This window comes from Candidatus Accumulibacter contiguus (assembly GCF_012940005.1).
Lineage (GTDB): Bacteria > Pseudomonadota > Gammaproteobacteria > Burkholderiales > Rhodocyclaceae > Accumulibacter > Accumulibacter contiguus.
This window is the reverse complement of the sequence record NZ_SPMX01000019.1, coordinates 1-14,463: the sequence shown is the minus strand read 5'-3', so window position 1 is coordinate 14,463 and position 14,463 is coordinate 1. Positions and strand designations below refer to the sequence as shown.

The following is a 14,463-nucleotide window of genomic DNA, read 5'->3' as shown; positions in this document are numbered from 1 at the left end:
ACGGTCTCTACATATCTGCAGTGATAGCCTTCGTCTCGTGACATTTGCCGAGCTTTCCTGATGTGAAGCAGCTCTCCGAGCATCGGTCATAACGAGAAGTTTTCAGGTTTATGCTTGCAAGGAGTCTATCGTGATCAAGGTGTTCAATCATTGGTTTCACCGGAAGACGCTTGCCCAGGTTGCCGTCGACCTGATGTTCCCGGTCGCGTGTGTGATCCTTGCCGCCATGTGGATCGGGCATGGCGCTCCGCTCGCACTGGAGAGAGTCGCTTTCTATGCCGTGATTTTTGCGCTCACGATGATCGTCCTGAATGCCTGGCTGGGTATCTATCAGCGGGTTCATAGCCGCACCAGGGAAGAGACCCAGGCACGCGCGGTGCTGTCTCTCTACCTGGCGATTCCGCTGGCGTATGTAGTGTTTTCGCTGCTATCGGTGGCCGAGGTCGATCGCAGTTTCATGTTGCTGTCCGGCCTGGCGGCCATTTTTGCAACGCTGGTGCGGCGCGTGCATCTGGCGCACAGTCGATCGAGTTCCTTGCTGAGTCACCGCGTACTGGTTTTCGGGGTTGGTGAGGAAGCGGAAAACGTCGGCCGCGTTCTGCGTAAATCGGATCCGGATATTCAGATCGTTGGCTTCTATCCGTCGGGCAGCGACATGGAGGTCGTCGTCCCTTCCCAGGTGATCCTTTCTCAGGATCGGTCGCTCTCCGACACGGCGCATGCCCTGCGAGTCGACGAGATCATCGTTGCCGTGCGTGAGCGCCGCGGTGGCGCACTTCCCTTGCGCGAACTCCTGGACTGCAAGCTGTCCGGTGTCCGGGTGCTCGACCTGGCAAGCTATTTCGAACGTGCCCTTGGGCAGATTCGTCTTGATTCCCTGCGTGTCGGCTGGCTGATTTTTGGTGATGGCTTCCGGCAGAGCTGGCGGCGGACGAGTATCAAGCGCTTGTTCGATGTCGTGGTGGCGTCCTCACTGCTGCTGCTTGCCATGCCGGTGATGCTGCTGGCAGCGATCCTGATCGTCCTGGAAGACGGGTTTTCGGTCTTTTATCGGCAGGAGCGGGTCGGTCTCGAGGGTCGTTTGTTCAGGATCATCAAATTTCGCAGCATGCGCAACGATGCCGAGAGTGACGGCAAGCCACGCTGGGCGATGGTCGATGATGATCGTGTGACGCGCGTCGGTCGGATCCTGCGCAAGCTGCGTATCGACGAATTGCCGCAGTTGTACAACGTGTTGACGGGGGATATGAGCCTGGTTGGGCCACGTCCGGAGCGCCCCTATTTTGTCGACCAGCTGACACGCGACATTCCGTTTTTCGCTGTACGACATAGCGTCAAACCAGGGCTCACCGGCTGGGCGCAGGTGAGTTACCACTACGGGTCGACGATCGATGATGCTGTTCAGAAGCTGCAATACGATCTGTATTATGTCAAGAACCACAGTCTGTTCCTTGATGTGGTCATTCTCTTCGAAACCATCGGCGTGGTCTTGACCGGCAAGGGCGCTCGATGAATAGTGTGCTGCGGCTTGCCTCCTGTCCGCTGATCATGCTGCGAAAGAGCAGGCGACGGTGATGGACAACAAGATGGCAATGATCGCTGCCTGGAGTTACGGGCTGGCGGCAGTTCTGGCGGCCTTCCTGACGCTCTACCTGGCTTCCGGCTGGCGCACCGGTGGTCGCAGTCGTGCGATGTTTCTGGCGGTAAGCCTGAGCGCGCTATGGGGCGGGTTGGCTCTGGCCTTTGCCCTGACCGGAGCGGCGGTTTTTCTCGCCGGCAGCCTGTTGGCCGATGTACTGCGCTTCGGCGGCTGGTATTTCTTTCTCTTCGTCCTGATGAAACCGGAACCGACAGACGGCGAGCGGGCGCCGGCGCGCTTTGGCTGGTTGAGCGGCTGCGCGCTGCTGCTCTTCGTTCTTGCTTTCGCCTCGCAGCTCCTGCTGGTACTCGGTATTGATCTCGTGGTGCCGTCACAACGGCTGGTTCTGTTTGCATCCCTGGCGATGAGCGTCTTCGGCCTGGTGCTGGTCGAGCGCCTGTTCCGCAATGTTTCTCCCGACTTTCGCTGGAGTATCAAGCCCTTGTGTCTCGGGCTTGGCGGTGTTTTCCTGTTCGACCTGTACCTGTACTCGGACGCGCTGCTGTTCAACCGGATTGATGCAGACGCCTTCAGTATCCGCGGCTTTGCGCATGCCCTGGGTTTGCCACTGGTGGCGTTGTCGGCGATTCGCAGCCATGACTGGAAGAGACGCCTGGTGATGTCGCAGCATGCCGCTCTGCAGTCGGCAACGCTGCTGATCGTCGGCGTCTATCTGCTGTTCATGGCGGCTGCCGGCTATTACGTGCGTTTCTTTGGTGGCGAATGGGGGCGGGCATTGCAGTTGGCGCTGCTCTTTGCGGCATTGCTGGTGTTGGCGGGACTGACTATTTCGGGTTCGATGCGGGCGCGCCTGCGAGTGCAGGTGGGCAAGCATTTCTTCAGCTACCGATACGACTACCGTGAGGAGTGGCTGCGCTTTACCCAGACACTTTCCTCACAGGGCGGCTTCTCCAGCATGGGGCGGCATGTGGTGCGTGGCCTGGCCGACATGGTCGAGAGTCCGAGTGGTGCGTTGTGGTTGAAAGACCCATCGGGTCGTTTTTTTTGCGCAGGCCGCGTGCTGGAACATGCCCACCTCGTCGGCGACCGAGGATGTGGGGAGCCCTTTGTGCAGCTTTCTGTTCGACAGCGGCTGGGTGATCAACCTCGAAGAGTATCGTTCTCTGCCGCGTCGTTACGATGGTCTCGAGATCCCTGCCTGGCTGGTCGAAGTGCCGAATGCGTGGCTGGTGGTGCCTCTGACGACCGGGAATGAACTGATCGCCTTCGTGGTGCTGGCGACGGCCCGCGCCAGAATCGATGTCAATTGGGAGGTCAATGATCTGCTGAAGACGGCTGCTCGCCAGGCCGGTGCCTTTCTCGGCCAGATGCAGGCCAGTGAAGCTCTGCTCGAGGTGCGGAAGTTCGACTCGTTCAACCGCATGTCGGCCTTTGTCGTGCATGATCTCAAGAACATCATCACCCAGTTGTCGCTGATGCTCAAGAATGCCGAGCGCCATCGGGACAACCCGGAGTTTCAGAAAGACATGCTGATGACCGTTGAACATTCCGTCGAGCGGATGCGCAAGCTGATGATGCAATTACGCGAAGGCGCGACGCCGCTTGACGGTCCGCGTGGTATTGATCTGGCAGATGTGCTGCGGCGGATTCAGACCGCCAAATCCGGGCAGGGGCGGGATATCGAGTTGAAGATCGAGGAGAGACTGGTCGCCCGCGGGCATGAAGACCGCATTGAGCGGGTGATCGGCCATCTGGTGCAGAATGCACTGGATGCCACCGAGCACCGTGGGCGCGTGTGGGTCAGACTGGCCCGGCAAGGAACACAGGCCCTGGTCGAAGTAGGCGACAGCGGGCACGGCATGAGCCCCGAATTTGTTCGCGAGCGCCTGTTCAAGCCTTTCCAGACCACCAAGCCGACGGGGATGGGGATTGGCGCTTACGAAAGCTTTCAGTACATTCATGAACTGGGCGGCAAGGTTTCGGTCGATAGTGCTGTTGATGTCGGCACGCAGGTGGACCTGTTGTTGCCATTGTTTGAGGTTGGACACGCCACAGCGTCCCCTGACTTGCTGAAGGAATCAGAATGAGCACAGAGAAGCTGCCGCACCTGTTGATCGTCGAGGACGACCGAGCACTGCAGAAACAGATTCGCTGGGCTTTCGACCAGTACGAAGCACTCACCGCGGATGATCGTGAGAGTGCGCTGCAGCTGGTGCGACGCTATCAGCCGCCGGTGGTGACCATGGATCTCGGGTTGCCGCCAGACCCGGATTCCGTCTCCGAAGGTTTCAAGTTGCTCGAAGAGATCCTGACGCTGGCGCCGGATACCAAGATCATCGTCCTCACCGGTCAGAACGATCGCGCCAACGCGCTGCGTGCGATTGCTCTGGGTGCCTATGACTTCTTCGCCAAACCATTCGAGATCGAGATGCTTGGCCTCACCATCCAGCGAGCCTACCGTCTCCATGAACTGCAACAGGAGAACGTGCGACTGCTGGCGATGCAGCAACCCGACGTGCTGTCCGGTCTGATCACCCGTGACCCGGAGTTGCTGCGCGTCTGTCGCACCATCGAGCGAGTGGGCGTCACCGACGCAACGGTATTGTTGCTTGGCGAAAGCGGCACCGGCAAGGAACTTCTGGCGCGCGGTGTGCATGAGGCGTCGCCAAGGCGACGCGAGCGCTTCGTGGCCATCAACTGCGCGGCCATTCCGGACAACTTGCTGGAGAGCGAACTCTTTGGTTACGAAAAAGGGGCTTTCACCGGGGCTGCAAAAACAACCCCGGGCAAGATCGAATCGGCCAACAACGGCACGCTGATGCTCGACGAGATCGGTGACCTCCCGCACTCCCTGCAAGCCAAGTTGCTGCGTTTTCTGCAGGAGCGCGTCATCGAAAGGCTGGGCGGGCGGCAAGAAATCCCGGTCAACGTCCGAATCGTCTGCGCGACGCACCAGAATCTCAAGTTCCTGATCAATGAGGGACGTTTTCGCGAGGATTTGTACTATCGCCTGGCAGAGATCGTCGTGAATATTCCGCCCTTGCGCGCCCGCTCCGGCGACGCTGCTTTGCTGGCGCACGCCTTCCTGCGGCGGTTTGCGGCCGAGAACAATCGCAGCAACATGACTTTGCGCGAGGACGCCGTACGCATGATAGAAGCGCACCCCTGGCCGGGAAACGTGCGCGAACTGGAGAACTGCATCAAGCGGGCGGTGATCATGGCCGATGGGAACCAGATTACCGCTGATGACATCGGTTTGTCGGGTGCGGAGCAGGAGGAAGCGATCAAGCTGGACCTGCGGCATGCGCGTGATCATGCCGAACGACGCGTGATCATCACCGCCCTGGCGCGCGCCGACGGGAACGTCGTTCGTGCCGCCGAGTTGCTCGGCGTCAGCCGTCCGACCCTGTACGACATGATGCACAGATTCGGGCTGAAATAGTGTTTTTCCTGGAAACATTGATCGAACTCATGGGGGGACTCTGATGAATACTCGTAACTCGATGCACCTGCTGCGCAAAGCCACCGCTTCGGCACTGCTGGCCACTCTCCTGCTGGTGGGTTGCGGTGGCGAGAAGCCGGAGACCATGCTCAGTTCGGCGAAGGCATTTCTGGCGAAGAACGACCACAAGGCCGCCGCAATCCAGCTGAAAAATGCCTTGCAGCAGGACCCGCAACTTCCAGAAGCGCGTTTCCTGCTTGCCAAGGCGCTGCTCGAAGGCGGCGACCCGACCGGTGCTGAAGTCGAGTTGCGCAAGGCGCAGAACTTGAACTATCCGGCTGATCAGGTGACGCCGCTGTTGGCGCGCACCATGCTGATGCTCGGGCAGCCCGAGAAAGTGACCGAAGAACTGGCCAAGGTCCAGCTCACCACGCCGGAGGCAAAGGCCGACTTGCAGACTTCGGTGGGTCAGGCCTACCTGATGCAGGGCAAGGAGGAGCAGGCTGCAGCGGCGTACGCCGCCGCGGTGGTGGCGCAACCGGGTCATGCCCCCGCCTTGCTCGGTGAGGCACGACTGAAAGCAGGCCGCGGCGACCTGCCAGGTGCATTGGCCTTGCTCGACTCGGCACTGGAGAAACAACCCAGGCTGTATGATGCCTGGCAACTCAAGGGGGATCTGTTTGCCGCCCAAGGCGACGCCGCGGCAGCGACGAATGCCTATCGGAAAGCGCTGGAAATCAAACCGGACTATCTGCCGGCGCATTCGGCGATCGTCAGGATTCTGCTGGCGGAAGGCAAACTCGACGATGCCGGCAAACAGATTGAGGTGCTCAAGCAGATTGCCCCCAATCATCCGCAAACCCAATACCTGCGGGCCATGCTGGCTTACCAGCAGAAGGACTATGCGGCGGCCAGAGACGCCATCCTCCTGCATCTCAAGGTGGTTCCGGAGAGTCCTCTGGGCCTGCAACTGGCGGGCCTGATCGAGTACGACTCACAGGCTTTCCCGCAGGCCGAGGCCTACCTGCTCAAGGCGCTGCCGCGGACACCACCACTGAGCATCGCGCGTCGCGTCCTGATCGCCAGCTACCTGCGCAATGCCCAGCCGAGCAAGGCTCTAGGCGTTCTGGAACCGGTCCTCGACAAGATCGACAAGGATTCGAACATGCTGGCGTTGGCTGGGCAGGTGTTTCTGCAGAATGGGCAGGTCGACAAGGCCGGCACCTATTTTGCCAAGGCCACAGCACTCGACCCGAAAAACCCTGCCAAGCGCACCTCGCTGGCGATGGTCAACATGGCGAAAGGCGACAGCGATGTGGCATTCCGCGATCTCGAGCAGGTGGCGGCAGCCGATACCGGCAGCCGGGCAGATCTGGCCCTGATCGCGGCGCACCTGCAGCGCCGCGAATTCGATCAGGCACTCAAGGCCATCGCAGTACTCGAGAAGAAACAGCCGGATAACCCGCTGACGCACAATCTGCGTGGTACGGCGCTGCTCGGCAAGCGCGATGCCGCGGCTGCCCGCAAGAGCTTCGAGAAGGCTCTGGCCCTGAACCCGGCTTACTTTCCGGCAGCCGCCAATCTGGCCAATCTGGATCTCAACGAGAAGAAGCCGGAGGACGCCAGGAAGCGTTTCGAATCGGTGCTCGAGAAAGATCCGAAGAATGTGCAGGCGTTCATGGCGCTCGCCCAACTGCGTGCAAAAGCGGGTGGCACGACCGCAGAGATCGCGACTCTGATCGGCAAGGCGGTGACGGCAAATCCGACCGACCCAGCACCGCGTCTGGCGCTGATCGGCCTGTATCTGGGCAAGAAAGAGACCAAGAGCGCGCTTTCTGCTGCCCAGGAGGCTGTCGCCGCGCTACCGGAACGGCCGGAAATCCTGGATGCGGCCGGACGCGCCCAGCAAGCCGCCGAGGACTACAATCAGGCGCTGGCTACCTATGGCAAGATGGCTGCCTTGCAACCCAATTCGCCCCTGCCCTATCTGCGCATGGCCGAGATTCAGGTGGCGGCGAAAAACAAGGACGCCGCGCTGCAGAATCTGCAAAAGGCGTTGCAGGTCAAGCCGGATTCGCTGGAGGCACAGCGCGGAATCATGCTCCTCGATCTCGACGCCGGTCGCAGCAAGGAAGCACTCGAGGTCGCTCGCGAAGTACAGAAGCAGAGGCCCAAGGAGGCCATCGGCTACCTATTCGAGGGTGACGCACACGCGGCGAAGAAGGCCTGGGTGGAGGCCGCAGCGGCCTATCGTGTCGGTCTCAAGGAAGCTCCATCGGCCGATCTGGCGGTCAAGCTGCATACCGCACTGCTGGCCGGCGGTAACACTGCCGAGGCCGACAAGTTCGCTGAAACGTGGCTCAAGGAACATGCCAAGGACAACCGCTTCCGTCTCTATCTGGCCGAGATGTCGGGCGCGCGCAAGGACTATGCCGGTGCCGCCCGACAGTACCGCATTCTTCTCGAGGCACAGCCGGAAAACCCTGTCGTGCTCAACAACATGGCCTGGGTCGCCGGCCAGCTCAAGGACCCGAAGGCGATCGAGTATGCCGAAAAGGCCAACAAGCTGGCGCCCGATCAACCGGCGCTGCTGGATACCCTGGCGGTTCTGCTGATGGACAAGGGCGATGCCGCACGCGCGCTGGGACTGTTCAAGAAGGCCCTGGAACTGGCCCCACAGGCGTCGCAGATTCGTCTCAACTACGCCAGGGCACTGATCAAGGCCGGGAAGAACAGCGAGGCCAGAAGCGAACTGGATCAGCTCGCCAAGCTGGGCGACAAGTTCCCGGCGCAGGCAGAAGTCGCGCAGTTGCTCAAGGGTCTGTAGGAAGCCGGCGTGGCTGAAAACGAATAGCAATCTGAGAATGGAAAACTGATGACTATTGTGGCTGTGGTGGGTTTGGGTTATGTCGGTTTACCGCTGGCCGTCGAGTTCGGCAAGCAGCGTCGAACGATCGGTTACGATCTGTCGGCAAACAAGGTGGCGCACTATCGACAGCATGTCGATCCCACCGGCGAGGTGAGCAGCGCCGATCTCAAGGCGGCGATTCATCTGGAAGTCGGCACCGATGCGGCTGCCCTGAGAGAGGCGGATTTCGTGATTGTGGCCGTCCCGACGCCCGTCGATCAGGCGCATCAACCGGATTTCGGACCATTGATCGGTTCATCGGAGGCGGTCGGCAGGAACCTGAAGCGTGGTGCGACGGTGGTTTTCGAATCGACGGTCTATCCCGGTGCGACCGAAGAAGTCTGCATCCCGATCATCGAGAAATCTTCCGGGATGAAATGGAAAGAGGACTTCTTTGTCGGTTATTCGCCGGAGCGGATCAACCCAGGCGACAAGGAGCGGACGCTGACGAAAATCGTCAAGGTGGTTTCCGGGGACACCCCGGAAACGCTGCAGCGGGTCAGGGAGGTCTATGGCAGCGTGATCACTGCCGGCGTTTATCCGGCTTCGAGCATCAAGGTGGCCGAGGCCGCCAAGGTCATCGAGAACACGCAGCGGGACCTGAATATCGCCTTGATGAACGAGTTGGCGATCATTTTCGATCGCATTGGTATTGATACGCTGGAGGTCCTGGAAGCGGCCGGCAGCAAATGGAATTTTCTGCCTTTCCGCCCCGGCCTCGTTGGCGGCCACTGCATTGGTGTCGACCCGTATTACCTGACGCACAAGGCGGAGATGCTCGGCTATCACCCGGAGGTGATCAACGCTGGACGCCGAATCAATGACGGGATGGGAAAATTCATTGCCGAGCAGACCATCAAGCAGTTGATTCGCAACGGCTGGCAGGTCAAGGGCGCGCCAATCATCGTGCTCGGACTGACTTTCAAGGAAGACTGCCCGGATCTCCGCAACTCCCGCGTCATCGATGTGATCCGGGAGCTCGAATCCTATGGCGCGCAGGTGCTGGTGCATGAACCGGTTGCCGACGCCGACGAGGCCCGCAAGGAATACGGCGTCGAACTGACGACCTGGGAGCAGCTACCGGCTGCTGCGGCGATTGTCGCGGCGGTTGCCCATCGCCAGTTCAAGGCGCGGCCGCTCGCCGCCTACGTCGGCAAACTGCAGCCGGGCGGCGTCCTCGCCGATGTGAAAAGCATGTTCAACGAGGCCGAGCTGGCAGCGCAAGGGGTAACCGTGTGGCGTCTCTGAGTTCCACAGCCTTGCCGGCAGTACTCGGCGCACGGCTGCTGGCGCAGCCGGCGCGCTGGCTGGTGACCGGCAGTGCCGGCTTCATCGGCTCGCATCTGGTCGAGACCTTGCTCAAGCTCGACCAGACGGTGATCAGCCTCGATAATTTCGCCACCGGTCATCGTCGCAATCTCGACGAGGTGCGCTCGCTGGTGGCGCCCGAGCAGTGGCTGCGTCACCGCTTCATCGAGGCCGACATTTGCGACCTCGACGCCTGTCACGAGGCCTGCCGCACGGTCGATTTCGTCCTGCATCAGGCGGCGCTGGGGTCGGTACCACGCTCTCTGGCGAATCCGGTGGCGACCAACGCAGCCAATGTCGATGGCTTTCTCAACCTGCTGGTGGCGGCCCGCGATGCCGGCGTCAAGCGTTTCGTGTATGCAGCGTCGAGTTCGACCTACGGTGATCATCCGGCGCTGCCCAAGGTCGAAGACCGTATCGGTCGGCCCTTGTCGCCGTATGCCGTCAGCAAACTGGTGAACGAGCTGTATGCCGAGGTTTTCGCACGTTGTTATGCCTTTCCGTCCATCGGTTTGCGCTATTTCAACGTGTTCGGTGCCCGTCAGGATCCGGAAGGCGCTTACGCCGCGGTGATTCCCCGCTGGACGCGTGCGCTGCTGCTCGGCGAGCAGGTGACCATCAACGGTGACGGAGAGACCAGCCGTGATTTCTGCTTCGTGGACAATGCCGTGCAGGCCAACCTGCTGGCAGCGACGACCACCGACCCGGCAGCGCTGAATCAGGTCTACAATGTTGCAGTGGATGATCGGACCACGCTGAATCGCCTGTTCGAGATCCTGCGTGATGCACTCTCCACATTTCGACCGGAGGTAATGCAAATGCAGCCGGCGTATGCAGATTTCCGGCCGGGCGACGTTCGCCATTCGCAGGCCGACATTGCCAAAGCCGGGCGCCTCCTCCATTATCTCCCGAGTCACCGGCTCGCAGAGGGCGTTCAGGCGGCGATCCCATGGTATGTGTCACGCTTTGGCGTGGCCGACGGAGTCCGTTGATGGAACCTGACTGTTTTCGATGTCTGGCACTGCTGCGCCGTGGCGTGCTGGTGCACTGCGGAATGCTGGGATTCCTTCTCGCCACCTCTGTCGCTGCCGCGGATGTTCCCAGCGAAGCGGCCGCCGAGCGGCTGCTGGCTTTGCGCAAGGAAGCGCAGGCGCATGAACATGGCGAAGGGGTGCCCAGGGATTACGCGCGGGCGGTCAAGCTATATTGTGATGCTGCCCGACTTGGTGACCCGGAAGCCCAGTTCAGTCTCGGGTGGATGTACGCCAACGGGCGGGGCGTCGAGCGCGATGATGCCAGGGCAGCCTATTTTTTCAGCCTGGCCGCCAAGCAGGGGCATCTGCAGTCACAGAAGATGCAGCGTTTTGTTGGCGACCCGACGCCGGAGGTGCCGGAGTGCATGCGCCCGCTGCTTCCGCCGCCTGCCGAAGATGGCGGGGATGAAATGCTGCCGCGCAATGAAGCGCAGAAAATGGTCGTCGGCCTGGTGCACCAGCTGGCACCCGAATATGGAGTCAGCCCGCGGCTGGCTTTGGCGGTGATTCGGACCGAATCCAATTTCAACACCGCAGCCCTGTCGAACAAGAACGCACAGGGGCTGATGCAGCTGATTCCCGATACCTCGGCGCGCTTCAACGTCAAGAACCCCTTTAATCCGGAACAGAACCTGCGCGGCGGTCTGGCCTATCTGCGGTGGTTGCTGGCCTATTTCGAAGGCGATGTCAGCCTGGTGGCAGCCGCCTATAACGCTGGTGAAGGGGCCGTCAACCGTTACCGCGGCGTTCCTCCCTACGCCGAGACACGCGGTTACGTGCAGCGGATCATCGGCCTCTTCAAACGCGATGACCATCCCTACGACGCCAGGATCACCACGCCTTCTCCGGAGTTGCCACGGATCCGCCTGGGCAAGGGAGCCCAGGGATGAGATTCCTGTCCTTGCTGCTCTCCGGGCGTGCTGCGAGCAAGGCGACCGTTCCGGGATGGCGGACGACTGTCGTGCGGTTCACTGTCTTGCTGTTGGTCGCTGGATCCGTCTCGGCAGATCTGCCCGAGGTGATCGAACGGGTGAAGCCTGCGGTGGTGGTCGTCGGCACCCATCAACTGACGCGCAGTCCGCAGTTCGTGATGCGCGGTACCGGATTTGTGGTCGGTGATGGTCGTCAGGTGGCGACCAACGCGCACGTGATTCAGGAAGAACTCAATTTGGCTGCTGGCGAGACGCTGGTGATCGTCTTCCGTTCGGCCAGCACCGCGGCCCAGCAACGCCAGGCGAGAGTGGTACTGGTCGACAAGGGACACGATCTGGCCTTGTTGCGTATTGACGGCCAGGCTTTACCAGCGCTCACCCTGCACGATTCCGAGCCGGTCAGGGAAGGAGAGTCAGTTGCTTTCACCGGCTTTCCGATCGGCGGCGCATTGGGTCTTTCACCAGTCACCCACCGCGGCATCATCTCGTCGATTACCCCAATCGTGCTGCCCGGTGCGAATGCACGCCAGCTCAACGCCAGGGTGGTGCAGCAGATCAGGAGCGGCAGCTTCGACATTTATCAGCTCGACGCGACCGCCTATCCCGGTAACAGCGGCGGCCCGCTTTATGAAACGAACCGTGGCGAGGTGATCGGCATCATCAACATGGTGTTCGTCAAGGAAAACAAGGAATCGACCCTCAGCAAGCCCTCGGGAATCAGCTTTGCCATTCCCGTGCGCTTCCTGCGCGAGTTGATGGCGCAGATCAAGTAAAAGCTTGTCGATCAGGTCGATCGGCGACGCCGGATTGTGCTCAGGCCTGCTAAACCCAGGCCGAGAAGCGCGACCGAGCCGGGTTCCGGGACTTTGATGCCGCCACCGTCAAAGTTCAGCCCCCCTACCGCATCGATCTCGTTGTCGTTGTCTCGTTGGATGGCGCCTGGCCCACCCCAAGTCACGGATACATAGCGGAAGGTCGCTGCACTCGGCAACTGGTAAACCGCAACGAAGCCGTCAGCAATGTCGGGGTCTGCCGACCAGCCGCCGCCATAGACATGCACAAGGCTGGCCTGAGTCCAGCCGGCATCGGTAGCGTCCGGATCGTTGGAGAGCCACGCCGTGTTTTCCAACACCTCCTGAGGCACAGGTCCATGATCAACGAACACGAACACGGCAACCTGATTTGCCTGCCCGCCGAGATCCCAGATGATGCCTTGCGAGGGCCCGCTACCCACAGCTCCGCCAGGATTGGCGTTGGCAGAGGTGTCCTGTACCCAATAGAAGTCGCGTTGGTTGGCATTGGCGGCAAGGGAACCCGCTCCGTTGTAGGCCCCGAGCGTCGTCGGGTCATACCCGTACCCGAATCCTTCCGCGCCCTTGAGGTAGGTTCCGAGTCCGAACCCGGACGGGTCCGTCCACACCGCGTTTTCGATGCAAGTCGTTCCCGGGTTGATGCCGAGCCCGATGAATGTGTTAACGGTAGCGTTGAAAACAGGGTTGCCAACTACATCAGAAGGGTTAGTGAGGCAGGTCGCCGCATTGGCAATGCTTGTCGCGCCAAATGCTGCGAGCACTGCGCTGGCGACCACTGCGCGCTGGAGTGTCATGTTCATGTTCATCCTCCTCTCGAAAGGTTGTCAGACTATGGTTGTCTCGGGCGCTCTCGCTACGTCGCGCGCCTGCAGGAAATACCTAAGCATAAATCAGGCCAGAACTCATTGCGAGGTGCAATTGATTAAATAATCAATGACTTTCTCGTTCATGTCGCGCGTAGCCCAACGCTTGGCCGCCGGTATGTAAAAATTCTCGACAGTGAACTGAGCACTCTCTCTCGGACACTGTGTAGTTCCAGCGAGCTATGGATTGTCGAGACCAGGCCGGGCATTGCGGCGGCGATGGGATTGCCTGGCTTGGTCATGATCCGCAGAACCTCTATGAATTGGTCCGTGTCGCGCGGCCTTTGAGAAGAAAGACGCGCATCCGGCCTTTGCCCTTGACTGCAATCTCGCCACGATCCTTGCAGATGAAGTCGGGTGGCAGCAAGGCGCGCGTCACGTCGCTGATCTGAATCTCGCCGGATATTCCCTGCGATTCCATGCGCGCGGCGATATTGACCGTGTCGCCTAGATGAAGCGCTTCTTCCCGATCACGCCAGCCACTACTGCACCCGAATTGATACCGATACGGATCTCCAGCCCAGGGAAATCCTTGATCGCCGTCTGCATCTGCAAAGCCAGTTCCGCGGCTGCGACGGCGTGATCGGGACGTGCTTCGGGAATGCCCGCTGCGACCATGTACGCATCGCCAATCGTCTTGATCTTTTCCAGCCCAGCAATTCTCATTTTGGCCAACGAGGCCTTCTGCTTCCCCACCGAGCGCATGGAAATCGGCAAAATTTAGGGGCCAAACCCCTCTCATGGACGGCAGAAAGGCGCTTTCAGACCAGCTCGTCCCATTGCTTCGGTCATATGGCAGCGCGCGATGGCATCGGCCTCGTATCTGGGCTATAGTCAATCCTGGCAGGATTTTCGAGCACTCTTCTTTCCCCCTCGGTTAGTTTGCACTTCCAAGGGTACGAGATTTCGAGGGTCCTGACACTGTCCCACCATTGCATGATCTGTTGAGGAGTAGCCAATGATGGACTACCGCAAACAATTCTTCGTCAGCCCCGGCGAGAAAGTCAGCCTTGCCAGCATTGATCCGTCGCAAACGGGTGAACATGTTTCCAGTGAAACGGCACTGCCGGAGATCCAGAAAAATATCGCCCGCATGGATGAGCTGCAGGGCCTGCTCTACGCCGACGGCAAGCAGTCGTTGCTGATCGTTCTGCAGGCGCTCGACGCGGCCGGCAAGGATGGCGTCATCCGGCATGTACTTCTACATTAACAGATTCTAATGGCATTTTTGGGTGCTGGCGGCTGCCTTCGGTAGGCGCTGTCGCGGGCGCTTTGTCGCCGTGCATGACGCTCGGCGATGATTCGCACGAGGTCTTCGCGACCGTGAATCTTCACCGGGAGCTGCGCCACGAGCATGTCGACGACATCGGCACAGGACAGTAACTCGGCGTAGGGTGAGTGTTGCCGCCGCTCCTTGACGAGAAAGAGTAGTGCAACGCAGACGAGCGCCATGTGGTTGTACCAAGCCCGCCACTTGCGTACCTGGTAGTCGGCCATCCCACAGCAACCTTTCGCATTCTCGAAGGCGCGCTCGATGAAGTGGCGCTGTGCCTGCATGCGTGCC

General features: G+C 60.4%; 11 protein-coding genes and 2 pseudogenes. 10 read left to right on the top strand and 3 right to left on the bottom strand.

Annotated elements, in window-relative coordinates:
* Positions 1 to 130: 130 nt before the first annotated feature.
* From E4Q08_RS08755 to E4Q08_RS08720, 9 genes are all read left to right on the top strand, one after another.
* The gene (locus E4Q08_RS08755; RefSeq protein ID WP_169070105.1) at positions 131 to 1,513 is read left to right on the top strand and encodes a TIGR03013 family XrtA/PEP-CTERM system glycosyltransferase; all 1,383 of its coding nucleotides are present in this window, start codon (positions 131 to 133) and stop codon (positions 1,511 to 1,513) included.
* Positions 1,514 to 1,574: 61 nt separating this feature from the next.
* Complete coding sequence (prsK, locus tag E4Q08_RS24560; RefSeq protein ID WP_372703581.1) at positions 1,575 to 2,855, top strand: XrtA/PEP-CTERM system histidine kinase PrsK; 1,281 nt, start codon at positions 1,575 to 1,577, stop codon at positions 2,853 to 2,855.
* Positions 2,737 to 3,687 (top strand): XrtA/PEP-CTERM system histidine kinase PrsK, encoded by a 951-nt coding sequence (gene prsK / locus E4Q08_RS24555; RefSeq protein ID WP_372703579.1) that lies wholly within the window; start codon positions 2,737 to 2,739, stop codon positions 3,685 to 3,687. The genes prsK (E4Q08_RS24560) and prsK (E4Q08_RS24555) overlap by 119 nt, the downstream gene beginning before the upstream one ends.
* Positions 3,684 to 5,042, top strand: coding sequence for a PEP-CTERM-box response regulator transcription factor (gene prsR / locus E4Q08_RS08745; protein ID WP_034911672.1), 1,359 nt, complete (start codon positions 3,684 to 3,686; stop codon positions 5,040 to 5,042). Before prsK (E4Q08_RS24555) ends, prsR begins: the two co-directional genes overlap by 4 nt.
* Before the next feature lie 43 nt (positions 5,043 to 5,085).
* Entirely contained in the window at positions 5,086 to 7,869 is a 2,784-nt protein-coding gene (gene prsT, locus E4Q08_RS08740) for an XrtA/PEP-CTERM system TPR-repeat protein PrsT (RefSeq protein WP_169070104.1), read from the top strand.
* Between the two features lie 48 nt (positions 7,870 to 7,917).
* On the top strand, positions 7,918 to 9,198 hold the full coding sequence (locus tag E4Q08_RS08735; RefSeq protein ID WP_169070103.1) for a nucleotide sugar dehydrogenase: 1,281 nt from the start codon (positions 7,918 to 7,920) through the stop codon (positions 9,196 to 9,198).
* A complete protein-coding gene (locus tag E4Q08_RS08730; protein WP_372703578.1) occupies positions 9,186 to 10,250 on the top strand; it encodes an NAD-dependent epimerase/dehydratase family protein in 1,065 nt (354 codons plus the stop codon). Before E4Q08_RS08735 ends, E4Q08_RS08730 begins: the two co-directional genes overlap by 13 nt.
* Positions 10,250 to 11,182: a transglycosylase SLT domain-containing protein gene (locus E4Q08_RS08725; RefSeq protein ID WP_169070102.1), complete on the top strand. Its 933-nt coding sequence runs from the start codon at positions 10,250 to 10,252 to the stop codon at positions 11,180 to 11,182. The genes E4Q08_RS08730 and E4Q08_RS08725 overlap by 1 nt, the downstream gene beginning before the upstream one ends.
* Positions 11,179 to 11,997 (top strand): S1C family serine protease, encoded by an 819-nt coding sequence (locus E4Q08_RS08720; RefSeq protein ID WP_169070101.1) that lies wholly within the window; start codon positions 11,179 to 11,181, stop codon positions 11,995 to 11,997. Before E4Q08_RS08725 ends, E4Q08_RS08720 begins: the two co-directional genes overlap by 4 nt.
* A gap of 11 nt (positions 11,998 to 12,008) precedes the next feature.
* Here E4Q08_RS08720 and E4Q08_RS08715 read toward each other — a convergent pair whose 3' ends face one another.
* Entirely contained in the window at positions 12,009 to 12,836 is an 828-nt protein-coding gene (locus E4Q08_RS08715; RefSeq protein ID WP_169070100.1) for a PEP-CTERM sorting domain-containing protein, read from the bottom strand.
* A 319-nt stretch (positions 12,837 to 13,155) separates the two neighbouring features.
* Positions 13,156 to 13,553: pseudogene (locus tag E4Q08_RS26050) on the bottom strand (adenylate/guanylate cyclase domain-containing protein); the annotation flags it as partial.
* 304 nt (positions 13,554 to 13,857) lie between these two features.
* Between E4Q08_RS26050 and E4Q08_RS08705 the strand changes: the two are divergent.
* Positions 13,858 to 14,109 (top strand): polyphosphate kinase 2 family protein, encoded by a 252-nt coding sequence (locus E4Q08_RS08705; RefSeq protein ID WP_248594793.1) that lies wholly within the window; start codon positions 13,858 to 13,860, stop codon positions 14,107 to 14,109.
* On the opposite strand, the pseudogene E4Q08_RS08700 reads toward E4Q08_RS08705, so the two are convergent.
* Positions 14,106 to 14,463 (bottom strand): annotated as a pseudogene (locus tag E4Q08_RS08700) (IS701 family transposase); the annotation flags it as partial. The gene E4Q08_RS08705 and the pseudogene E4Q08_RS08700 overlap by 4 nt on opposite strands.